The sequence below is a fragment of the Megasphaera stantonii genome (assembly GCF_025567065.1).
Lineage (GTDB): Bacteria > Bacillota > Negativicutes > Veillonellales > Megasphaeraceae > Megasphaera > Megasphaera stantonii.
Genome location: NZ_JAOQKD010000016.1, coordinates 27,736 through 49,160, shown reverse-complemented (window position 1 = coordinate 49,160; position 21,425 = coordinate 27,736). Strand labels below are relative to the sequence as shown.

Here is a 21,425-nt window from a genome sequence, read left to right as displayed (position 1 = left end):
TAAGCCTCCTATGATTTAGATTGTATCATAGAAGACCTATACCTGGCAGTTATTTACAGAAAAAGCTTCACATAGTCGATTTCGTCAAACCTACATCTTGATATTTTCGATTGCATCATCCATAGGGGATTACCTCTCAATACATCTGCAACGTAATTTATGAGCTCCGCTGTAGGTCATAATCACTTTAAGCTGCCGGATGATCGTTCACGACGGCAATTGATGATTATTTCTTTTGTATTCTTTTTTCAATCCAATCTTTTAATTCATCGCTAGACATGCGATTATCAGCGACAGCGATAATCATTTCTTCAAGTTCAAGCTGGGTATACTCTAATTCTATCTCATTGATGTACAGAAAGACCAACATACTGTGAACCGCAGAACGTTTGTTGCCGTCGCGGAAAGGATGATTTTTCGCCAGACCATAACAAAGACGGGCTGCTTTATCTAGAAGAGAGGGATATAATTCCTGACCGCCGAATGTTTGAAACGGCGTGCTGACAGCAGATTCTAATAGTCCCATGTCATGAATGCCTTTATCCATGACAAAGTTTTTTTCCATTTGTTTATGAAAAGCCAATACATCGTCTAGAATGATTGCGATTGTATCTTTTTCAGTACTCATTTGTTTTCCAAATCCTTATATGCTTGGTAATTCCGCTGCATCATCAGTTCAGATGCCTTGCGGATTTTTTCTTTAATTTCCTGGCTGGTCTGGCTAGTAAGTATTTTCTTTTCTTGTTTAGTTTGTTGTACATTCATCATAATGCTCCTCGTTTTACTGTACTTTCACTGATTTCGAATAGTTTATTAAATTCAGAACGCTCCATTGAAACCTTCTTTTAGCATATTATAATGTCATATTACAATAAATTTGTACATAATGGAAGAGAATAATGAAGAAGATAACTTGCATATCATGGGTAATTAGCGGTTGACGTCGTGGTATCTTATAGATAAGAAACCTTGTGTATTATGCAAGAAAAAGAAGCGAGAATTTGGAAAAATGATGGTTGAAAGAGGAATATTCAAGAACAAAATGCTGACGCTGATGGCTGGTTCCATAGATTTTGTCATGGCGTTCCCCTAAGGGTATGGTATAATATCAAGTAATATAGGCCTAGTTGCGATAATGGTATGTGTATGGCGAAGGAACGGGGAGATGAGAGACATGAAAGCCTTATCGCTGCATCCGTATTATGCGACACTGATTGCTGCAGGCGAAAAGCATATTGAATATCGGTCATGGAGTACACCTTACAGAGGGCTGCTGTTAATTTGTGCTTCGCAATATAATGACGGGCCTCAATTTCCCAGAGGGTATGCCTTATGCATTGTCAATTTAGTACATATTACGGGCGGAAATCGAAAGTATGCGTGGCATTTTGATCCAGAGGTCGTGCCGATCGCTCCGTTTCCTGTAAAGGGAAAAATCCATTTATTTGACGTACCGGATGAGAAAATCACCGTGTTGTATGAAACGGGGACAGACCATTTTATTGATTTTGATACGGCCTATTCTCTTTGGATAGATGAGGGGATATGCCGCGATGTGGAATAAAAGCTGGAAGGATAGTTTATATGAAACTGACAGTGGAACAACGGGATAGATACGCCCGCAATATGGCTTTGGCCGGTATCGGCGAAGAAGGACAACGGAAATTATGGGAAAGCAAGGTATTGCTCATCGGCGCCGGCGGGCTGGGGTCGCCTATTGCCTTGTATTTGGCGGCGGCCGGTGTGGGGACGCTGGGGATTGTCGACGGCGACGTCGTCGATGTGTCTAATTTGCAGCGGCAGATTCTTCATTCAGAGCCGGCTGTCGGCACGGAGAAGGCCTTGTCAGCGCAGCGGCGGCTGCAGGAGCTGAACGGCGGCGTGACAGTCGTGCCGTACTGCGAAGAGGCGACGCGGAGCAATATTGCCGACATTATCAACGATAAGGATTACGATTTCATCATCGACGGGACGGATAATTTCTCGGCTAAGTTCCTCATCAACGACGCCTGCGTCCTGCTGCAGAAGCCCTTTTCCCACGCCGGCGTCGTGGCGTATCACGGGCAGGTCCTAACCTACGTGCCGGGCCAGGGGCCGTGCTATCGCTGCATCTTCGAGGAAGAGCCGGCTCCCGGCGACGTGCCGACGGCGAAGGACGTCGGTATATTGGGCGCTGCGGCCGGCACGATCGGGACGATACAGGCGACGGAAGCGATTAAGTATATTACCGGCGTCGGCGAATTGCTGACGGGGACGCTCCTGACCTACGACGCCCTGACCATGACCTTCCGCAGGGTGCCTTTTCCGCAGAATCCAGACTGCGCCGTCTGCGGGGATCATCCGACGATTACGGCGCTGTAGCGGCTGATGTTGCGAAGAAAATTTCCTTTTCACAGGAGTGATAGGCGAAGACATGGAATTTCTGCCGTTGGCAGCCGTTGGGAAGGGAAGACGCAAGGGCTGCGCTGTTCTGGATTCTATTCTTGCGTCATCAGGTCAAATGTGCTATTCTATTAGGCAATGATTAGAGTACGCATCAAGGGAGATCGTGGCGATGAAAAAAATCGTATCTTGGCTTGCCGGCCTGGCGCTGACCGGGGCCGTCCTGGTAGCAGGCATAGGGTTGTTTTGGTTTTTCGGCTCGACAAATTATTTGCTGACCGGCGTTCCTGTCCTGAATTATCATCAGGTAAACGACAAGTTTCAAACGGTGCTGACGATGACGCCGGCAGATTTTGAAGAACAGATGAAGTACCTTCACGACCACGATTATCATGCGATTACGCAGGACCAGTTCGCCGCCTATATGCGCGGCGAGGGCAGCCTGCCCGACCGTCCGGTCATGATTACCTTTGACGACGGGTATGTCGACAACTATGAGCATGCCTATCCTATCATGAAGAAATACGGCCTTACGGGGACGATTTTTCTCATCGTCGATTTGATGGAGACGCCGGGATATCTGACGTGGGCCCAGGTACAGGAAATGGGGCGGAACGGCATGGAATTCGGCTCCCATACGATGAGTCACAAGCCCTTGACCAGCTTTGACCGCCAGGGCGTGCGGACGGAGCTGCGGGAATCCAAGGCGGCCATAGAATCCCATTTGCAGAAGCCCTGCAAGTATATCGCCTTTCCCGAAGGGGAGTTTGACGACATGGTCATGGAAGAGACGCGGGCGGCCGGGTATGAGTACGGCTTTACTGTAGAAACGGGGCGGGATTTTCCCTGGGACGACCACTTCGATTTGGCCCGGGTTCCCTTTTTTGAAGGGCCCGACAGCTTCGGCCATTTCTATTTCCGCCTGAATTTCAGTACATTGAGCTCGTGGCTGTGGCGCCTGCATAAAGGGCTGGAAGCCAGGGAAGCGACGAGGTCCTTGGCGGTCTTTGTTCCCGAGCCGTAGCAAAGGAGAGACGGGAAGACGATGACGGAAAAAGAGAAGATGCTCCGCCGGATGCTGTATGACGCCAATTATGACGAAGAACTGCTGGCAGAACGGATGAGGGCAAAGGACTTATGCTATACCTTTAACCAGCTGCGTCCGTCGGAAGCGGCGGAGCAGGAACGCATCCTGCGGTCCTTATTGGGAAAGACTGGGGCTTCCTTTTCGATATTGCCGCCCTTTTGGTGCGACTACGGGTATAATATCGAAATCGGCGACCATTTTTTTGCCAACCACAACTGCGTGATCCTGGACGCCAATAAGGTCGTATTCGGCGATAATGTCTTTATCGCGCCGAACTGCGGCTTTTATACGGCCGGCCATCCCATCGACGCAGGGCTGCGGAATCAAGGGCTGGAATACGCCTATCCCATTACGGTAGGACACGACGTGTGGATCGGGGCAGGCGTGCAGGTCATGCCTGGCGTGACGATCGGCAGCAACGTCGTCATCGGCGGCGGCAGCGTCGTCGTTCACGATATTCCCGACAATGTCGTCGCTGTCGGCAATCCCTGCCGGCCTGTTCGTCCGATTACCGCGGCCGACGCCGCCTTGTACGGCGCTGGAGGCATCTGACAAATATATACGGAAATATAAAAACACCTGATATCGGTCTGTTAGGCCATGTCAGGTGTTTTTGCCTGTTGCTGGAGGAATCTTTTTATAAATTTTAGAAATATTTAAAGAATGTAGAGTATAATATAAAATGAAAACGTATCGATACATGGGGAGGGATGATTTTGCTGAAGATACGGGATATTTCGCTGCGGAAACGGATGATGCTGACGAATTTCCTCATGGTATTCATTCCCGTCGTGTGGCTGACGATTTTAGGGGGCGTCATCTTTGCCGGACTGCAGTTTACCGGCACGGTGCGGCAGAGCGAGCTGGCCCTGCTGTGGCCGGAAAAGGGATCGTCCATGTCGATTTCCTATGCCGTGAGCTCCCTGCGCATGAAGGTAGAGAGCGAAGATTCGCTGAAGCTGGAAGACGTGTTTGAAGAATGCCTGATTTTGGAAAAACACGGCATACAGACCGTCATCGTCGCCGATGGCCGCCTGCTGTATATCACCGACGGGGCTGATGAAGACGACATACGGTATTTGGTTCAAAAACAGTGCGGAAACGCCGCCTCGGCCATGTCGTGGAATAACGAGGACTTTGCCTTTATTTATTCTTCGCCCCGCCGCGACACGGTCATATGGGCGGCCGGACAGATGCCCTTCGTCACGTCGTACGATGCCGACGACGCCTTGGAAGATGTGCTGGAAATCGTGCTGTTTGCCGTCCTCGTTCTTTCCATCATCGTCATCATCTGGCTGGGCCTGTATTTGTCGCGCCTCCTGTCGCGGCAGATTATCGAGCCGCTGGCAGAACTGCGGAAGGCTGCGGCGGAAATTCAGCAGGGCAATTTTGAGTATCCCCTCGTCGTGCCGGCGCAGGATGAGCTGGGCCAGACGTGCCGCGATTTTGACGACATGCGCAAGGAACTGCGGAAGGTGCGGGAAGAACGGCAGAAGTACGAGCAGAACCGCAAGGAATTAATCGCCGGTATTTCTCATGATTTGGCGACGCCTCTTACGCTGCTGAAGGGCTATGCCAGCGGCATTCGCGAGGGCATTGCCCGGACGCCGGAAAAGCAGCGCCAATATATCGATAAAATTTACGACACGGCCTGCGCTATGGAGCGGCTCGTAGACAGCCTGTTTCTGTTTTCCAAGCTGGATCTGGGACGGATTCCCTTTTCTCTGGAAGTCGTGCCCATATACCGGTATTTTGAAGACGTCATCGGCGAGACGGCTATGGCGCTGGCCGAGCAGGGCGTGACGCTGACGCTTCGGGGAGATAAAAGCACGGCGGCCGTGGCTATAGACAGGAACCAATTCCGGCGGGTCGTGGAAAACCTGCTGACGAACTGCGTAAAATATAAGACGACGCCCCAGGCCGACGTAGACATCGTCATTGCCGAAGAGGGCGAATCCGTCGTTGTTTCCTTTGTCGACCACGGTGTCGGCGTGCCTGCAGAAAGCTTGCCGAAATTGTTCGACAGCTTTTACCGCACCGACGCGGCCCGTACGGACGTAAAGAAGGGCAGCGGCCTGGGACTAGCGATTGCCAAGCAGATTATCGAATCGCTGCACGGCTCGATTTGGGCAGAGGAAACGAAAGGCGGCGGCCTGACGATTTCCATGCGCCTGCCCATTGCAAAGGAGGAGTAACATGAAGCGCATTTTGATCATTGAAGACAATAAGGAAATTACGGAGTTAGAGCGGGATTACCTGGAAGCAAACGATTTTGAAGTCGATATTGCCGGAGACGGCGTGACCGGCTTGGAAAAAGCGTTAGCTGATGAATATAATCTAATTTTATTGGATATTATGCTGCCGCGCATGGACGGCTTTCAGGTCTGCCGGGAAATACGGGCGCAGAAAGACGTTCCCATTCTCATGGTGTCGGCCAAGCGGGAAGATATCGACAAGATCCGTGGCCTGGGACTGGGAGCCGACGACTATATCAGCAAGCCCTTCAGCCCCAGCGAGCTGGTGGCCCGGGTCAAGGCTCATATCAGCCGGTATGAACGGCTGACGAGCCGCGCCGGCGCCGCACCGAAGGACGAGGATGTCCTCAAGGTCGGCGAGCTGGAAATCCATTTAAAAAAGCACCGCGTCTTTTCCCAGGGCAAGGAAGCCTTTTTGACCAACCGGGAATTCGAGCTGCTGGCCTTTTTAGCTAAGCATCCGGGCATCGTATTCAGCCGCGAGCGGATTTTTGACCGGGTTTGGGGCTTGGATGCCGCCGGCGATACGGCGACGGTCATGGTTCATATCAACCGCATCCGTGAAAAGATAGAGCCTGATCCGACGCAGCCCATCTATATTGAAACCGTATGGGGCGCAGGATACCGTTTTGCCGAAGGATAGGAGCTACTGCACGGGCTTTTTGACATACGACGTGCCGCCTGTTTCTTCAATGAGGCCGTACAGCTGCAGCTTCAGCAGCAGGGGACTCAGCTGAGACGGCGGCAGCTTCGTTTTGACGACCAGCTCGTCCTGGGACATGGGCTGGTCGCAGGACAGGGCTTCCAATACAGCTTCTTCCAACAGCGTGAGGGCAAATGGCAGGGCGCTTTGTTCCCCTTCTTCTGCGTACCAGCCATACTCGGACAGGATGTCTTCAATACCCGTCAGGGCGATGGCTCCCTTGCGCAGGAGGGCGTTCGTCCCCTTGCTCATTTCTGAATAAATGCTGCCGGGGACGGCGAAGACGTCCCGCCCTTCTTCGAGGGCAAAATCAGCCGTAATGAGGGAGCCGCTGCGCAAGGCCGCCTCGGTCACGACGACGCAGCGGCACAGGCCGGCGATGATGCGGTTGCGGGCCGGGAAATTCATCGCCAAAGGGCGGACTCCGAAGGCGTATTCGCTGACGACGGAGCCGCCTTTTTCTATGATATCCGCAAATAAGGCCTTGTTCTCCGGCGGATAGGCCATGTCCAGGCCGTTGGCGACGACGGCGCAGGTAATCCCTTTGCCGGCTAAGGCCCCTAGATGGGCTTTGGTATCGATGCCGCGAGCCCCGCCGCTGACGACAGCGATGCCGCTGCGGGCCATTTGTTCCGCCAGGGTCTGGGCGGCGTTCCTGCCGTACGGCGTGGCCTTGCGGGCGCCGACGATGGCGGCGGCTTTGGGAAACTGCGGCAGCGCTCCCTGATAGTACAGTATAGGCGGCGGATTATACGTTTCGCGGAGAAGCTGGGGATAGTCGTCTTCCCACAAGGCGATGAGCTTCGTATGATATCGGGACAGCAGGCGGAGCTGCTCATCCCAGTCATAGCGGGACCGCGCCTCCGTCAGCGCCGTACCGACGGTTTCCGGTATGCCCGCGTCTTGCCAGTCGGCGGCCGAAGCGTCCCAAGCGGCCGCGGCAGAGCCGAACCGGCCGATCAGGGCTCCGATGCGGCGGGAGCCCAGCCCGGGCAGGGAGGCGAGGGACGCCGTATAGAGTCGTTCCTTTTCTATGTCCTGTATTGTCATGGCGTCACACCCTTTGTAATGTATTGCGGTAGCTCACTGCTTCGGCAACGTGTTCACTTCGTATGTGTTCGTCCCCGTTTAAGTCGGCAATCGTCCGGGCTGCTTTGACGATGCGGTCGCAGCTGCGGGCGCTTAGCTTCATTGTGTCGAACACGGTCTGCAGCAGATCCTGGGCGCTGCTTGATAGACGGCACGTTTCTTTGATTTCCCGATGGCCCATGTGAGCGTTGCAGGACAGGCCGTACGATTGGAGCCGCCGCTCCTGCCTTTCTCGGGCGGCCAGGACGCGGCTGCGGATCGCTTCGGACGACTCCTGGGGAATGGTCGTAATCAATTCCTGGTATTTGGGGCGGTCTACGGCGACGTGCAGGTCGATGCGGTCCAGGAGAGGACCCGATATTTTGCGGACGTATCGGCGGATTTCGCCGGTCGTACAGGTACAGGAATTCGATTCGGAGCTGCCGAAAAAGCCGCAGGGACAGGGATTCATGGCGGCGATGAGGATGAAGCGGGCCGGATAGGACAGGGAGGCGTTGACCCGGGAAATGTGGACGACGAAATCCTCCAGGGGCTGGCGCAGCACTTCCAATACGGAACGGGGAAATTCGGGCAGCTCGTCGAGAAACAGGACGCCGTTGTGGCTCAGGGTCACTTCGCCGGGCTTGGGAATCGTGCCGCCGCCGATGAGGCCTGCCGTGGAAATCGTGTGGTGAGGACTGCGGAAGGGCCGCTGCGCCAGCATTTTCGACTGCTGAAACAGGCCGGCTACGCTGTATATCTTTGTCACCTCCAGCGATTCGCGCAGGCTCATGGGCGGCAGAATCGTAGGAATCCTCTTGGCCAGCATGGTCTTGCCGGAACCGGGCGGGCCGATGAGCAGGACGTTGTGGCCGCCGGCCGCGGCGATTTCCAGGGCCCGCTTGGCCGTAAACTGTCCTTGGACCTCTGAAAAATCGACGCGGTAATCCGGCCGGTCTGTAAACACGTCTCCGGCCACGGCCGGAGAGAGGCGGACAAGGCCCAGCAAATGGGAAATAATGTCCGACAAGGACTCGACGGCATAGACCGTCATGGCGCGGCACAGCAGCGCTTCGGCGGCGTTTTTCTTGCTGACGAAGCAGGTGTGAAAGCCTTCTTCGGCGCCCTGCAGCACCATGGACAGGATGCCTGCGACGGGGCGGATCGTCCCGTCTAAGGCCAATTCGCCGATGAACAGGGTTTGGCGGCACAGCTCGGCCGGAATTTGGCCGCTCGACACCATGATGCCGGCGGCGATGGCCGCGTCGAGGCCGGCGCTGTCTTTTTTCAAATCGGCCGGCGCTAAATTAACCGTAATGCGCCGCATGGGAAATTCATAGCCGCTGTTCTTGATAGCCGAGCGGACCCGCTCCTTCGATTCTTTGACGGACGTCGCCGCCAGTCCTACGATTTCAAAAGCCGGAAGGCCGTTGGAAATGTCCGTCTCGACCGTTATGATATTGCCGTGAAGCCCGAATACGGTGGCTCCGTACGTACGTGAAAACATGGGCGTCTCCTATGCCTGGCTCAAAAAGGCGTGGCGTATATGATGAAGGTGAAATCCCTGCGGCGAAGGGACGACTTCGACGACGTCGAAGCGGCAGGGCATGTGCCAGCAATGGTGCCGCGTCATGTAGGACAGGGCGACGAGGGACAGCTTTCGCTGCTTGCGGTTTTCTACGGCTTCGGCCGGCCTGCCGCACTGCTGCGACCGGCGCGTTTTTACTTCGACGAAGACGAGGGTGTCGCCGTCTTGGGCGATAATGTCTATTTCTCCCAGGCGATTGCGATAATTTTGGCTGAGGACTGCGTAGCCCAGCGTATGGCGGAGGTACTTGACGGCGGCTTCTTCGCCGGCCTTTCCCAACGAGGCGTCTGACATGATATCCACTCCTTTGACGAGGTATCTATCGGCAGTATACGAAAGGAACATTAGAACAAATGGAGAATTACATGAAAATTAGATGAAAAAAACGCAAAAATCAAGTTAGTTCATTAAATTTTCATTAAAATTCAGGCCGATGGATGAGGCCGCTTTGCTGTAAAAAAGGGAAAGCAAAGATTAACACTATTTTTTTGCTTTCTTAAGCGATTGTTTAGATTTATTGTCTATACTGTATATGTAATCAGCAATGCATATAATTCGGTATACTACGATAGATATATGAGGAGGAACATGACATGGAACAAAAGGGATATACGAACTGGCTGAAACGGATATTTACGCCGCGCCGTCTGAAACTCGGCGCAGTCTTAGTGGTTGTCTGCGCCATGGTTGCAGGCGGCGGCGCATGGTATTACCACCAGCAGAAGATGGAACGGAAGGCGCAGATCCAGCAGGCCCAGACGCGCATGGTAGAATATCAGGCGGCGCAGCGCAACGTGCAGCTCATCGGCGTCGAGGACATCAAGGCGATCGCCGCCCAGGCTGTCGGCAAGGATGTGGCAGAATTGCGGTTCCGGGAAATTTCCCTGGAAAATAAATGGGACGACGGCAACTATCGGAACGCGCGCCGCGACCGCCAGCCGCGCGACGTAAGACCGGCTGCAGCAGCTCCTGCCCAAGGAAACGGACAGGGACAGGCTGCGCAGACGACGCCGGGACAGCACGACGGCTGGACGAGACAGGAAGAATTTTTCCTGCCTATCTATGAAATCGAGTGCAACGGCGACGGCTTAGGCTATGAATTGGAAATCAACGCTATTACGGGCGAAGTCTTGGAAAGCGAAGTCGAGTCCTATTCTATTTTCGACGAACTGTAATAGAGACAAAAAAATCTATCCCTGCGGCGTCATGTCCGCGGCGATAGATTTTTTTTGCCGCCGAATAGGCATGATAAAATCCCTGACTGCACTAGGGGGTAGACATACGATCCTTATAGAAACAGAAAGAACCTCCTATGATACCATGGAAAGGGTCTGGCAACCACATCCCCGTATAGAATAGGAGGTTTCTGTCAATGAATGACGTAAAAAGGTTATCACTCCGCAAGGGGAGATGTAAATATCATATTGTATTCGCGCCTAAATATAGGCGGCAGGGAATCTATGGACGAATCAAATCAGAGAAAAAATATTGCGGCAGCTATGCGAGAGAAAAGGAGTAGAGGTGATTTGCGCATAGGGATAGAAATGATTGAAGAAACGAGTGTATTTTGATAGACGTATAAAAATCACTTATTTCATATAATTTTGAATTATAAGTACAAAATTATTGATACCCTGGCAGTTTTTGGCTTATAATCTGTATAAAATAAGGTGTTGCATATCCGTTTTAACAAATTGGCCTTGAGTATTTAGCGAGTTTTGTTCAGTATGAGGACATAGATTTAGTCAAAATGGTATCATGATCTTACGGGTTGCTTTTATGAATTTACATAAGGGATGGTATATATGGAACATCATCTGAAAAAGGCCCTCGTCATCGGGGCGACGGGGGCTGTCGGTCGGGATTTGGTAGACATCTTATTGAAAGATGAGCGGTATAGCTCTGTAGCGACGTTTGCACGGAGGGGCCTTGGCATTCGACATGAAAAATTGACGTCTCATATCGTCGACTTTGCCCATCCGGAGCAGTGGCGGGAATTCATGCAGGGCGACGTGTTGTTTTCCGCGCTGGGGACATCGCGGAAGCAGGCCGGCTCTAAGGAAGGGCAGTACCGCGTCGACTATGAATACCAACTGGCCGCAGCCCGGACAGCGAAAGAACAGGGCGTGCGTCACCTGGTACTCGTGTCTTCCGTCGGCGCCGACTGCCATTCTAAATTTTTTTATCTGCGTCTAAAGGGAGAGATAGAAAGAGACTCAGAAGCGCTGGGATTCGATGGACTTACCATCATTCAGCCGCCGTCCTTGATACGCAAAACGGCCAAGGGGCTAGGCGAAACGGTGTCTGTCAAAGCGCTGCAAATAGCCAATGCCTTCGGCCTGCTTCGAGGACTTGCGCCGATAGAGACCCGTGTCGTAGCGGAATGTATGGCCCATGCCGGGGCAGAGTCTTTCCGAGGTGTTCGCCGTATAACGGGACAGAATATCCGCGTTTCTATGGATTGAAAGTGTTTTGAAATCGGGCAACGCAGCTAAAGACATTACGAGCAGGAGGGATGACGATGCCTGTTTATATTACAAATCGCATGTACTTGCCTCGGGACGGCGTAGAACGGGTGTTGGAGTATATCGGCGGAGCGGAGCCCCTTGATTTTAACGCCGTTCAGCCCATGCCCCGGGATTTGACGGGACAGGAAGGGCGGGACTGGCGTTCGGCTTTCTGGGGGACAGAGGAAAATGCAGTCCATGCGGAGCTGATGGGGAATATCCTGACCTTTCAGACTGCCGATACGCCGCCGCTGGGCTGGCTGAAAGAGGTATCTAAGCAGTTTCCGCAATATGAGTTTACGTTGGATTGGTTTTACGACGATTTGCCGGAGTGGTATCAGTGCGTCGTGTGCGGCGGCACGGTGCAGTATATCAACGGCGTGTAAGGAAGGAAACTATAGAGAGAATACAAAAGCGCAGGCTGATACATACTCAGCTTGCGCTTGTTTTCTGTCGTGTATTACGGTTTTTCTTTCGGCTGTTCCGTCGAGGTATCGTCGGGCTGATCGTGCGGCGAAGACTCCATCGTATAGGCCGGCTCCTGCGATTTTGCTTTTCGCAGGGCTTTTTCTTCTTCCGTTTCGTTCTTCAACCGCTCTTCTTCCAGCCGTCGCTGTACGGCAGGAGGAACGTATTCTGCCTGGCCTTCCCAGGGTTCTGCCGGATTCGGGCCGTAGAGATTTTTCCCCGGCGTTCCCTTGGCGATGAATAAGTAGGCGTACAGAAAGAGGGAAAATACGCCGGCAAAGGCGCAGCAGACGTTGATGAGCACGTATTGCCAGGATTTGTTCAGGTCATGCCAGCGGCGGACGGCGATGGAAAGGGAAATGATCGTCGTCGGAATGGCCAGGATGACGGCGACGATGAGGCAGATGCCGCCGGTCATCGTCCCAAGGGTAGCGCTGGCCGTGTGCAGCAGATAGGAAATGGCGCCGGCCAGTACCCAGGTGAGGATCGTCAGGTAGATATAATGCCGCCGGCTGAGGCGGCCGTGAAAGGTAAATAACTTCGTTTTTAAGGATTGCTCTTCCCAGGGCATATATTCGGGTGTTGTCGACATAGTATCAAGCTCCTATTCCAATCATTCTTTATAACGCTATAGTATATATTACCACATCAGGCCTCATATGAAAATCGAGAGGATGCGGAAACATTTTACTTCTTTATATTCCCGCCGTTGTGACAGGGACGAAACGGTTTTGTTACAGTTCTGTTTCCGAGCGGGACCGTCTCTGTCACAAATGTATGATATATAATAAATAATTCATATATACTTACGGAGAAATTTTGATAACAGTTAGAAAGGACTGTATAACAGTATATAAATGGGATGAAAATTGTAAATCCTTTCTTGTAACAAAATTGAGATAATGCATATTTATGAGATATTAAAAACGTGACAAGTGCGCCGGATACTGCTATACTGTAGTCAATCCCAAAGGGGAGAAACGAAAAGACAAGGACAGGAAGGATGATTTATATGAAGAAAAAATTATTTGCAGTGCTCTCAGCGTTGACAGTTTGTGTATCCGGCGCTGCGTTTGCAGCTCCGCAGACCACCTTCCAGGAAGGAGCTGTACAGGTAGATGTAGGCGCATGGAATCCGAAATCTGATATTGGCGATTTCAGTTCCGACTCGAACTGGAACTTCCAGGGCGGCATTACGTACGGCTTGACTGACGACGTGGCCATCCAGTACCAGTACGCAGGGTTAAAGACCGATGTCAACGGATATGACGCTACGACAGGCAATCAGCAGGAAGTCAACCTCTTGTATTCCCTCAACGACAACGTAGCGGCTTATGCCGGCTACAACCGCATTGAAAACGAATGGGATCATCACGGCAGCACGACGAATAATGTCCTGCAAGTCGGCCTTATCGGCAAAGCGCCGCTGGCGGACAACCTCGACCTCTATGGCAAGGTCGGCGTAGGCACGAAGAACACGACGACATGGGAAGCGGGCCTTTCCTACGGCGTCACGCCGGACCTGGACATCAACGCCGGCTACCGTTACGTCGATACGGAAGGACGGCATGGCAACGACCCCAGCGTCACCTATAAGGGCTTTGTTACGGGTATTTCCTACCGTTTCGGCGGCTTCTAATAGGATGCGTTTCTATACGGCAGCATAATAAGAACCTGCTCCCGCATATGCGAGGGCAGGTTTTTTCTATGGCTTTGGGCCGAGATTGACGAGGCGGTATCTCGTAATGTCTTTTTCCAGCCGGACGTAGGTGTATTTGTTTAAAATCCAGTCGTCTTCCCACGGTTCGCCGTTGTCCGATTTCCAGTAATCGTCCCGCGTTTGGACGGAATAGGTGACGCGGAACCGCTTTTCCTCCGGGTCTTCGGGATTTTCTTCGGGGATGACGAAAATGTTTTTATAATCGAAAATCTTCCCTTCTACGAGAAGGCGTTTGCTCTTGTGAAAGGCCAGTTCCTGCTCGACGATGCGGTAGACGATCGTAGAGTCGTTGAGGCCGCCGGCTTCTATCATATTCAGGGTGTCGGGATACAATTCGTGAGGCGGTATCGTTTCATAATGCACGACGCCGCAGAGGCAGACGATAACCAGTATGAGAATGCTTTTGCAGGTAATGGCAAAGGGGAGTTTCATGAGCTTCTCCTTTATAATTTGATAGGTAAAGATTACAGCCCCGTTCCGACAGCGACGAGGCGGTACGTGCTGCCGTCTTTGACCAGGCGATATATCATCGATTTGCCGCGAATCCAATGGTCTTCGCTGATATGGCCGTTCCCGGCGGTCCAGGCAGGGGATTGCCAATAGTTTTTGACGGAATAGACGACGCTGTATAAGGGCTCCTGGGGCTTCGTCGCGTCTGTCGTGGGGATGATGCGGACGATTTCATAATCGAATATGCGGTCGGGATACAGCAGGCCCATGCGCGTGTAATACGTCAGTTGCTGCTCCATGATGCGGCGGACGATGTCTTCGTCAGATACGGAAGCATCGGTCACGACGAGCGTATCCGGATACGGATAGGGGATAGGCGTCAGCAGCACGTAAAAAAGAAGTATTCCTATACACAGGCGCAGTATGCCATTCCATGTTTTCCAGATCATGATCAGCTCATCTTCTTTATCATAAGGCGTACGAGAAGGAACCTATTGCTATTCTGTGCTATAATTTATGCTATAATAAATACAGTATATTGTAAAGACTTAAATAGATACTAAAGGATGTGTTGCTATGAAACTGAGCGGACGGCTTGCCGCCGCGGCGTCTCTAATTCCTAATCATAAGGTCATTGCCGACATCGGCACCGATCATGGATATATTCCCGTCTACATGTGCCAGGAAGGGCGTTGTCCCAAGGCCATTGCTGCCGACATCGTGCCGGGGCCGCTGCAGGCTGCGGTCACCCATGTCCGGCAGTCGGGGTTAGCCGACCGCATCGACTGTCGCCTGGGCAACGGTCTGACGTGCATACAGCCCGGCGAAGCCGACGGGGCGGTCATCTGCGGCATGGGCGGACCGCTGATCATCAGCATACTGCAGGCGTCGCCCGTCGTATGGCAGGAAATGGAGTTCCTCGTCCTGCAGCCCCAGAGCGACAGCGGCGCGGTCCGGCAGTACCTATACGAAGCGGGCTGGCATATAGAAGCCGAAGAGATGCTCGTCGAAGACGGGCGGCTGTACGAGATGATGCGGGCCGTGCCGGGCAGGGAAGCGATGCCCGCGCCATGGCTCTGTGATATAGGCCCGGTCAACTGGCAGCGGAAGCATCCCCTGCTGGTACGCAAAATAGAGTCGCTTATCGGCAAAAAAGAACACATTCGCGCCGGATGGACGAAGAGCCGCAGCGATATGTCGGCGCAGATTCAGGCGCTGGATGAGGAAATCAGGCATTGGAGGGATATTATATGGCAGTTACAGTCGGAGAGGTAGTAAAAGTATTGGCAGAATGGGCTCCGGTCTCGCTGAAGGAGTCCTGGGATAATCCGGGGCTGCTCGTAGGCAGTCCCAACGAACCGGTGCAGAAGATCATGGTCACGCTGGACGTCATGAGGGACAGCGTCGACTATGCCGTAGCGCACGGCGTCAATCTCATCGTCAGCCACCATCCCATTATTTTCAGCGGCCTCAAGGCCCTGCGCAGCGATACGTACGACGGAGAAATGTATCAGAAGCTGCTGGCTCATCGTATTTCCGTGTACAGCGCGCATACCAACCTGGATAGCGCCGACGGCGGCGTAAACGACGTGCTGGCCCGCAGGCTGGGACTACGGGAGGTCACGGGCCTCGTGCCGGGAGTGAAGGAACCCTTGTACAAGGTTGCCGTCTATGTACCCGAAAGCCACAGCGAGGCTGTCCGTCAGGCCATGGCGGCAGCCGGCGCGGGGTATACGGGAAACTACAGCGACTGCTCCTTTACGGTGAAGGGCGACGGACGGTTTAAGCCCCGCGCCGGCGCGAATCCCTTTATCGGCTCCGTCGGCACGGTAGAAACGGTACGAGAAGAACGAATCGAGACGATTGTACCGCAGCCGAAACTGTCGGCGCTGCTGGCGGCAGTTTTAAAAGTCCATCCCTATGAGGAACCGGCGTACGACGTATATCCTTTGGCCAATGAAGGCCGTCAATACGCCATGGGACGCGTCGGGCTCTGGCCGACGCCGGAACCGGCCGGCATCGTCCTGCAGAAGATAAAGCGGGCGCTGAAGCGTGACGTCCTGCCCTTTGCCGGTGACGCCGATACGATGGTTACCAAGGTGGCCCTCCTCGGCGGCGCTGGAGCCGGATTTATGAAGTTGGCCAAGGAAGCGGGGGCGCAGCTCTATCTGACCGGCGATATCCGTTACCACGACGCTCAGGAAGCGGTGAAGTTAGGCATCGTCGCTGCCGACGGCGGCCATTTCGGCACGGAATACCCCGTTGTCAGCGATTTGCAGGAACGGCTGCGGGCGGCCGGACGGGAAAGAAAATGGGCTATCGAATGTATCAGTGACCCGACGAGCCGCGATATGTTCCACTATATAAAGTAAACGAGGCGATAGGACATGACAAAAGAAGAACATATACGACAACTGATGAGCGACCCCATCTATGCGATTATGGGGAACGCCGAGTTATCTCTGGGACGGAGCAATATCGACGCGGCGCGGCATCTCATAGAGGCCGGCGTTACGATTATCCAGTACCGGGAAAAACATAAGACGTGGAGGGAAAAATACGCCGAAGCGACGGCCATTGCCAAATTATGCCATGACCATAAGGTGACGTTCATCATGAACGACTCCGTCGATCTGGCGATTGCCTGCGGCGCCGACGGCATTCACGTCGGCCAGGACGACGCGCCGGCAACGGTCGTGCGTCAACTGGCTGGCCCTGATGTAGTGATCGGCGTGTCGACAAATACGATTGACGAAATGAAGCAGGCCTTGGCCGACGGGGCCGACTATGTCGGCTTTGGCCCCATGTTCCCGACGGCGTCGAAAAAGGACGCCCACGAAGTCGTGTCGGACGAAGCGAAGCACTTTGCCCTGCATTTCTCCCTGCCTGTCGTGACCATCGGCGGCATCAGCCTGGAAAATATCGGCTCATTATATAAAGAAGGCTTCCGTTCCTTTGCCATGATATCGGCCATTGTCGGAAAAGAAGACATGACGGCGGCCGTGCAGGAGCTGCGTAATGCTTTGAAGGCGTAATTGCATATTGACTTCTGCGCTGAATTAATGTAAGATTTCTAGATGACGAGTATGAAAGACAATCGCTAGTGCTTGCATTAGAGGAAAGTCCGAGCTCCGCAGGGCAAGATGCCGGATAACGTCCGGCGAAGGTGACTTTAGGGATAGTGCCACAGAAATGTGTACCGCCGCGCAAGCGGTAAGGGTGGAACGGTGCGGTAAGAGCGCACCAGCAGTAAGGTAACTTACTGGCTAGGTAAACCCCATCTGGAGCAAGACCGAATAGGGGAGGGATGAAGCGGCCCGCTGATCTTCCGGGTTGTGTCGCTTGAACATGCCAGCAATGGTATGTCTAGATAGATGATTGTCGCTGCCATCGGCAGAACAAAACTCGGCTTACTGATTACTCGTCTCATAGGCTATAGGAGGCTCTCTGTTGCGGCAGAGAGCCTTTTTTTGCTTTACAATTTTATGACGACATGATATTATTCAATTATATGGTCAAAAAATTATACTCCATGACGCATACATTTTAATAAAGCGAGGGATTTGAGTTGGCTTTAATCGTAAAGAAGTTTGGCGGCAGTTCTGTTGCGACGCCGGACAAAATGCGCGCTATTGTACAGCGTGTCTTGAAGGGCAAACAAGAGGGGGACAAAATCGTCATCGTCGTGTCGGCTATGGGGGATACGACAGACGAATTGGTTTCGTTGGCAAAACAGATAACGTCAAAAGCATACGGACGTGAAATGGATATGCTCCTTTCGACGGGCGAACAGGTATCGATTGCCTTGATGGCTATGGCGTTCCAGGAAGCCGGCCAGAAGGCGATTTCCTTTACGGGCGCCCAGGCAGGCATCAAGACGAGCGACGCCTTTAATAAGGGCCGTATTTTGGATTTAGAACCGAACCGCATTATGGAAGCGCTGGACGAAGGCAACGTCGTCGTCGTCGCAGGATTCCAGGGCATTACGGGCCACGGCGATATTACGACCTTGGGCCGCGGCGGCTCGGATACGACGGCTGTCGCCATTGCCGGTGCGATCAACGCCGACGTGTGCGAAATTTATACGGACGTAGACGGCGTATATACGTCGGACCCCCGCGTCGTTCCCAACGCGCAGAAAATGAAGGAAATCACGTATGGCGAAATGCTGGAAATGGCAAAGCTCGGCGCCGGCGTCATGCAGCCCCGGGCCGTTGAAATGGGAAGCCGCTTCAGCGTTCCCATCCACGTACGCTCTACGTTTTCGGAAGATGAAGGCACTATGATTCAGGAGGTTTGCTCAATGGAAATTAAACAGTATTTGATTCGCGGCGTCGCTTCGGATAAAAATGTAGCTAAGATTACGGTATTAGGCATCCCCAATCAGCCGGGACATGCCTACAAGATTTTCTCGATGCTGGCCGACAGCCATGTCGACGTCGATATGATCGTGCAGAGCGTCCGCGTCGCTAAGGAAGGCGTTACGGATATTACCTTTACGATTGCCCGCACGGAATTGCCGGCTGCAAAGGATATTCTGAACCGCCTGCGCGAAGAAATGCCGGTCGAAGATATCCTCGTCGACGACAAGATGGCCAAGGTTTCCATCGTCGGCGCCGGTATGGCCGGCCATCCGGGAATTGCCGCCGGCATGTTCGGCGTATTGGGGGACAACCATATCAACATCGAAATCATTTCCACGTCTGAAATCAGCATTACCTGCCTGATTGGCGAAGAAAGCGTCGATACGGCCGTCAAGGCGATCCACGCCCATTTCTTTGACGAACACTGAGGTGGATAATGTCTGTATTGGATAGTTTTGTAGATGAAATGCTGCAGCCAGAGGTTCCGAAGCGGGTGCTCATCGACCGCATGATACGGGGGCTGATGATCGAGAAGCCGCCCCAGTTTAAGGTGCCGGCGCCGAAGTATACCTTTGAGTCGAACCTGCACGGCCTGATTTACGATTATCAGAAGCAGCAGGTTACGTTGTCTTATAAGGTTGCAAGCTCCGTGTATGACGACATGGAAATGTCCTTCGCGACGTTCCGGGCGCTGCTGGAAGGCCTGGCCGTTTGTATCCGAATGCAGAAATGGTAAACATACTATGCCGCAGTTCCTGTTGGGGGGATTGCGGCATTTTTTTGGAGGTGTATGATGAGGTGCGGAATCGATATCGTGCAGATTAGCCGCATAGAGGACATGGCCTGCCGCCACGAACGATCCCTGGGAAAATTTTTTACGGAAGCCGAGCTGGCGTACTGCCGCCGGCGGCAGCAACAGCAGTATGCTTCGCTGGCCGGCATATTTGCGGCAAAGGAGGCTCTTTTTAAGGCCTTGGGCACAGGGTTCCGGCAGGGAAAATGGACCGATGTGGAAGTCAGCCATACGGAGCTGGGAGCGCCTGTATTTGTCCTGCACGGCTGGTATAAGGAAGCGGCTGCGGCGATAAGCCGGGAACTGCCGGCATTGTCCATTAGTCATGATGGAGCGTATGCCATTGCGCAGGTCGTCATGGAAGGATAGACATACGAGGAGGAATCACTATGCAGAAGTTAAATACGGCGGCGCAGATGCGCCAGATAGATTATACGGCCATGCACGGCAAATACGGTATTCAGCCGGCCGTATTGATGGAAAATGCCGGCCACGCCGTTGCCGAACGGGCCGACGAATACATTCACGGCTGGGCCGGCAAGGACGTAGTCGTCGTCTGCGGAAAGGGCAATAACGGCGGCGACGGCTTCGTCATTGCCCGCCATATCGCAGCGGCCGGAGCCCGGGTTTACGTGTACATCCTGGGACAAGCCGAAGAGTACAGCGATGAATCACAGCAGAATTTAAGTACGCTGCAGGCTATGGAAGACGACGAATCGTGCCTGCTGACCTATTTCGGCGGCACGGAACGGGAGTGGCGCGTACTGCGGCAGCGGCTGCAGAGCTGCCAGGTCGTCGTCGACGCCATGCTGGGGACGGGATTTCACGGCAATCTCAGAGAGCCTGTTTCGTCCATCGTCGGCCTGATTAATGAAATCGCTGCGGCCGGCACGCTGACGGTTATTGCCGTCGACGTGCCGACTGGCGTCAATTCCGATACGGGAGCTGTCAGCGGCAGCGACGAAGAAGAGAACGGGCCCTTGTTTGCCGATATGACGGTTACCTTCGGCGCTCTGAAGCGGGGGCTGGTCTTGTATCCCGGCCGTACCTGCGCCGGCCATGTAGAGCTGGACGCTATCGGTATGCCGGCTCCGCTGCTGGTACAGCCTGAGGAGAAACCGGCATATTTGCTGCAGGAGTCGGATATTGCCGAAGTCCTCGTGCCGCGCAGCCCCGACAGCCATAAGGGAAGCCACGGTACAATCGGCATCGTGACGGGATGCAGCGACATGGCCGGAGCGGCCCTGATGGCGGCGCACGGCGCGGTGCGCAGCGGCGCCGGCAAGGTATTCCTGCGCGTGCCGGCGCAGACGGCGCCGTACTGCATCGGCCGGCAGCCGGAAATCATGGTTCGCGGCGTAGGCCAGGGCGAATACTTTACGGAGGCAGACGCGGTGTCTGTCCTGGATGAATGCGCCGCCTGGTCGGTCATCGCGATGGGTCCCGGTATGGGAAGACATGAGGAAACAAAGGCTTTTGTCAAGGCGATATTAGCTCATGGCGAATGCCCTGTCGTATTGGATGCCGACGCCTTGAATTTGCTGGCAGGAGAAAAAGACTTCGTCTCTTCCTTGGACCGGCAGGTCATTATGACGCCACACTTGGCTGAATTCAGCCGTCTCAGCGGCCTGTCGGTCGCCGAAATTCAGGAAGATCCCTTTGCGGCGGCCGTGCAGTTCGTCAAGGAATGGCGCGTCACGTTAGTCTTGAAAGGCGCGCCGACGCTTGTCGTATCGGCTAAGACCGGCAACGTATACGTCAATCCGACGGGCAACGCCGGCATGGCCTGCGGCGGCATGGGCGACATCCTGACGGGCATGATTGCCGCTATATCGGCCAGGGAAAGCCGCCCCGATATTTGCAGTGCCGCCTGTGCCGGCGTGTACCTCCACGGCGCTGCCGGCGACGCCTGCCGCCGTCAGATCGGCTCGTACGGCTTTACGCCGATGGAAGTGGCCGACGCCGTGCCCGGCGTGATCCGGCGCATGGAAGAAGAAATGGCAGTGCCGCTGCTGCAGGCGCCGATGATCTTGGATTAAG

General features: G+C 53.7%; 25 protein-coding genes, 1 other RNA gene and 1 pseudogene. 19 read left to right on the top strand and 8 right to left on the bottom strand.

Features of this window, described 5'->3' with window-relative positions:
• Positions 1 to 226 precede the first annotated feature (226 nt).
• Both OCV58_RS08925 and OCV58_RS08920 read right to left on the bottom strand, forming a co-directional pair.
• Positions 227 to 628 carry a type II toxin-antitoxin system death-on-curing family toxin gene (locus OCV58_RS08925; protein ID WP_095628666.1) on the bottom strand — a complete coding sequence of 134 codons (402 nt, stop codon included), beginning with the start codon at positions 626 to 628 and terminating at the stop codon, positions 227 to 229.
• A complete protein-coding gene (locus tag OCV58_RS08920) occupies positions 625 to 768 on the bottom strand; it encodes a hypothetical protein (protein ID WP_162860319.1) in 144 nt (47 codons plus the stop codon). The genes OCV58_RS08925 and OCV58_RS08920 overlap by 4 nt, the downstream gene beginning before the upstream one ends.
• A 406-nt stretch (positions 769 to 1,174) precedes the next feature.
• Between OCV58_RS08920 and OCV58_RS08915 the strand changes: the two genes are divergently transcribed.
• The 6 genes from OCV58_RS08915 to OCV58_RS08890 all read left to right on the top strand — a co-directional run bounded on the left by OCV58_RS08915 (position 1,175) and on the right by OCV58_RS08890 (position 6,367).
• A complete protein-coding gene (locus OCV58_RS08915) occupies positions 1,175 to 1,564 on the top strand; it encodes an ASCH domain-containing protein (RefSeq protein WP_087478466.1) in 390 nt (129 codons plus the stop codon).
• 20 nt (positions 1,565 to 1,584) lie between these two features.
• Positions 1,585 to 2,361 (top strand): HesA/MoeB/ThiF family protein, encoded by a 777-nt coding sequence (locus tag OCV58_RS08910; RefSeq protein ID WP_154877624.1) that lies wholly within the window; start codon positions 1,585 to 1,587, stop codon positions 2,359 to 2,361.
• A 193-nt stretch (positions 2,362 to 2,554) separates the two neighbouring features.
• Entirely contained in the window at positions 2,555 to 3,406 is an 852-nt protein-coding gene (locus OCV58_RS08905; protein WP_107196605.1) for a polysaccharide deacetylase family protein, read from the top strand.
• Between the two features lie 21 nt (positions 3,407 to 3,427).
• Positions 3,428 to 4,021, top strand: a complete 594-nt coding sequence (locus OCV58_RS08900; protein ID WP_154877623.1) for a sugar O-acetyltransferase — start codon at positions 3,428 to 3,430, stop codon at positions 4,019 to 4,021.
• A 158-nt stretch (positions 4,022 to 4,179) separates the two neighbouring features.
• Positions 4,180 to 5,664, top strand: coding sequence for a sensor histidine kinase (locus OCV58_RS08895; RefSeq protein WP_267312870.1), 1,485 nt, complete (start codon positions 4,180 to 4,182; stop codon positions 5,662 to 5,664).
• 1 nt (position 5,665) lies between these two features.
• Positions 5,666 to 6,367, top strand: a complete 702-nt coding sequence (locus tag OCV58_RS08890) for a response regulator transcription factor (protein ID WP_154877621.1) — start codon at positions 5,666 to 5,668, stop codon at positions 6,365 to 6,367.
• 3 nt (positions 6,368 to 6,370) lie between these two features.
• On the opposite strand, the gene dprA is transcribed toward OCV58_RS08890, so the two are convergent.
• Genes dprA through OCV58_RS08875 form a run of 3 tightly spaced genes read right to left on the bottom strand, consistent with a single transcriptional unit; the run spans position 6,371 to position 9,377 of the window.
• On the bottom strand, positions 6,371 to 7,477 hold the full coding sequence (dprA, locus tag OCV58_RS08885) for a DNA-processing protein DprA (protein WP_267312869.1): 1,107 nt from the start codon (positions 7,475 to 7,477) through the stop codon (positions 6,371 to 6,373).
• 4 nt (positions 7,478 to 7,481) lie between these two features.
• A complete protein-coding gene (locus OCV58_RS08880) occupies positions 7,482 to 9,002 on the bottom strand; it encodes a YifB family Mg chelatase-like AAA ATPase (protein WP_087478471.1) in 1,521 nt (506 codons plus the stop codon).
• Positions 9,003 to 9,011: 9 nt separating this feature from the next.
• Positions 9,012 to 9,377 (bottom strand): YraN family protein, encoded by a 366-nt coding sequence (locus tag OCV58_RS08875; protein WP_154877620.1) that lies wholly within the window; start codon positions 9,375 to 9,377, stop codon positions 9,012 to 9,014.
• Between the two features lie 299 nt (positions 9,378 to 9,676).
• Between OCV58_RS08875 and OCV58_RS08870 the strand changes: the two genes are divergently transcribed.
• The 4 genes and pseudogenes from OCV58_RS08870 to OCV58_RS08855 all read left to right on the top strand — a co-directional run bounded on the left by OCV58_RS08870 (position 9,677) and on the right by OCV58_RS08855 (position 11,976).
• Positions 9,677 to 10,258 (top strand): PepSY domain-containing protein, encoded by a 582-nt coding sequence (locus OCV58_RS08870; RefSeq protein WP_154877619.1) that lies wholly within the window; start codon positions 9,677 to 9,679, stop codon positions 10,256 to 10,258.
• 197 nt (positions 10,259 to 10,455) lie between these two features.
• A pseudogene (locus tag OCV58_RS08865) lies at positions 10,456 to 10,610 on the top strand (transposase); the annotation flags it as partial.
• A gap of 278 nt (positions 10,611 to 10,888) precedes the next feature.
• Complete coding sequence (locus tag OCV58_RS08860; protein WP_154877618.1) at positions 10,889 to 11,548, top strand: NAD(P)H-binding protein; 660 nt, start codon at positions 10,889 to 10,891, stop codon at positions 11,546 to 11,548.
• 56 nt (positions 11,549 to 11,604) lie between these two features.
• Positions 11,605 to 11,976, top strand: a complete 372-nt coding sequence (locus tag OCV58_RS08855; protein ID WP_154877617.1) for a hypothetical protein — start codon at positions 11,605 to 11,607, stop codon at positions 11,974 to 11,976.
• Positions 11,977 to 12,050: 74 nt separating this feature from the next.
• Here the strand turns inward: OCV58_RS08855 and OCV58_RS08850 are convergent, their stop codons facing one another.
• A complete protein-coding gene (locus tag OCV58_RS08850) occupies positions 12,051 to 12,650 on the bottom strand; it encodes a DUF805 domain-containing protein (RefSeq protein WP_154877616.1) in 600 nt (199 codons plus the stop codon).
• Positions 12,651 to 13,070: 420 nt separating this feature from the next.
• Between OCV58_RS08850 and OCV58_RS08845 the strand changes: the two genes are divergently transcribed.
• Positions 13,071 to 13,697, top strand: coding sequence for an outer membrane beta-barrel protein (locus OCV58_RS08845; protein WP_087478477.1), 627 nt, complete (start codon positions 13,071 to 13,073; stop codon positions 13,695 to 13,697).
• 66 nt (positions 13,698 to 13,763) lie between these two features.
• Here OCV58_RS08845 and OCV58_RS08840 read toward each other — a convergent pair whose 3' ends face one another.
• Positions 13,764 to 14,210: a hypothetical protein gene (locus OCV58_RS08840; protein WP_154877615.1), complete on the bottom strand. Its 447-nt coding sequence runs from the start codon at positions 14,208 to 14,210 to the stop codon at positions 13,764 to 13,766.
• 32 nt (positions 14,211 to 14,242) lie between these two features.
• Positions 14,243 to 14,677: a hypothetical protein gene (locus OCV58_RS08835; RefSeq protein WP_154877614.1), complete on the bottom strand. Its 435-nt coding sequence runs from the start codon at positions 14,675 to 14,677 to the stop codon at positions 14,243 to 14,245.
• A gap of 127 nt (positions 14,678 to 14,804) precedes the next feature.
• On the opposite strand from OCV58_RS08835, the gene OCV58_RS08830 reads away from it, so the two are divergent.
• The 8 genes from OCV58_RS08830 to OCV58_RS08795 all read left to right on the top strand — a co-directional run bounded on the left by OCV58_RS08830 (position 14,805) and on the right by OCV58_RS08795 (position 21,424).
• Positions 14,805 to 15,503, top strand: coding sequence for a tRNA (adenine(22)-N(1))-methyltransferase (locus tag OCV58_RS08830; protein WP_154877613.1), 699 nt, complete (start codon positions 14,805 to 14,807; stop codon positions 15,501 to 15,503).
• Positions 15,479 to 16,600 carry a Nif3-like dinuclear metal center hexameric protein gene (locus OCV58_RS08825; RefSeq protein WP_154877612.1) on the top strand — a complete coding sequence of 374 codons (1,122 nt, stop codon included), beginning with the start codon at positions 15,479 to 15,481 and terminating at the stop codon, positions 16,598 to 16,600. Before OCV58_RS08830 ends, OCV58_RS08825 begins: the two co-directional genes overlap by 25 nt.
• A 15-nt stretch (positions 16,601 to 16,615) precedes the next feature.
• Positions 16,616 to 17,263, top strand: a complete 648-nt coding sequence (gene thiE, locus OCV58_RS08820; protein WP_154877611.1) for a thiamine phosphate synthase — start codon at positions 16,616 to 16,618, stop codon at positions 17,261 to 17,263.
• Between the two features lie 46 nt (positions 17,264 to 17,309).
• Positions 17,310 to 17,656, top strand: an RNA gene (gene rnpB / locus OCV58_RS08815) — RNase P RNA component class A.
• A 140-nt stretch (positions 17,657 to 17,796) separates the two neighbouring features.
• The gene (locus tag OCV58_RS08810) at positions 17,797 to 19,020 is read left to right on the top strand and encodes an aspartate kinase (RefSeq protein WP_107196615.1); all 1,224 of its coding nucleotides are present in this window, start codon (positions 17,797 to 17,799) and stop codon (positions 19,018 to 19,020) included.
• Positions 19,021 to 19,028: 8 nt separating this feature from the next.
• On the top strand, positions 19,029 to 19,328 hold the full coding sequence (locus tag OCV58_RS08805; RefSeq protein WP_087478484.1) for a hypothetical protein: 300 nt from the start codon (positions 19,029 to 19,031) through the stop codon (positions 19,326 to 19,328).
• A 54-nt stretch (positions 19,329 to 19,382) separates the two neighbouring features.
• Positions 19,383 to 19,754 (top strand): holo-ACP synthase, encoded by a 372-nt coding sequence (gene acpS / locus OCV58_RS08800; protein WP_317239267.1) that lies wholly within the window; start codon positions 19,383 to 19,385, stop codon positions 19,752 to 19,754.
• A gap of 20 nt (positions 19,755 to 19,774) precedes the next feature.
• Positions 19,775 to 21,424: an NAD(P)H-hydrate dehydratase gene (locus tag OCV58_RS08795; RefSeq protein ID WP_154877610.1), complete on the top strand. Its 1,650-nt coding sequence runs from the start codon at positions 19,775 to 19,777 to the stop codon at positions 21,422 to 21,424.
• Position 21,425 lies beyond the last annotated feature (1 nt).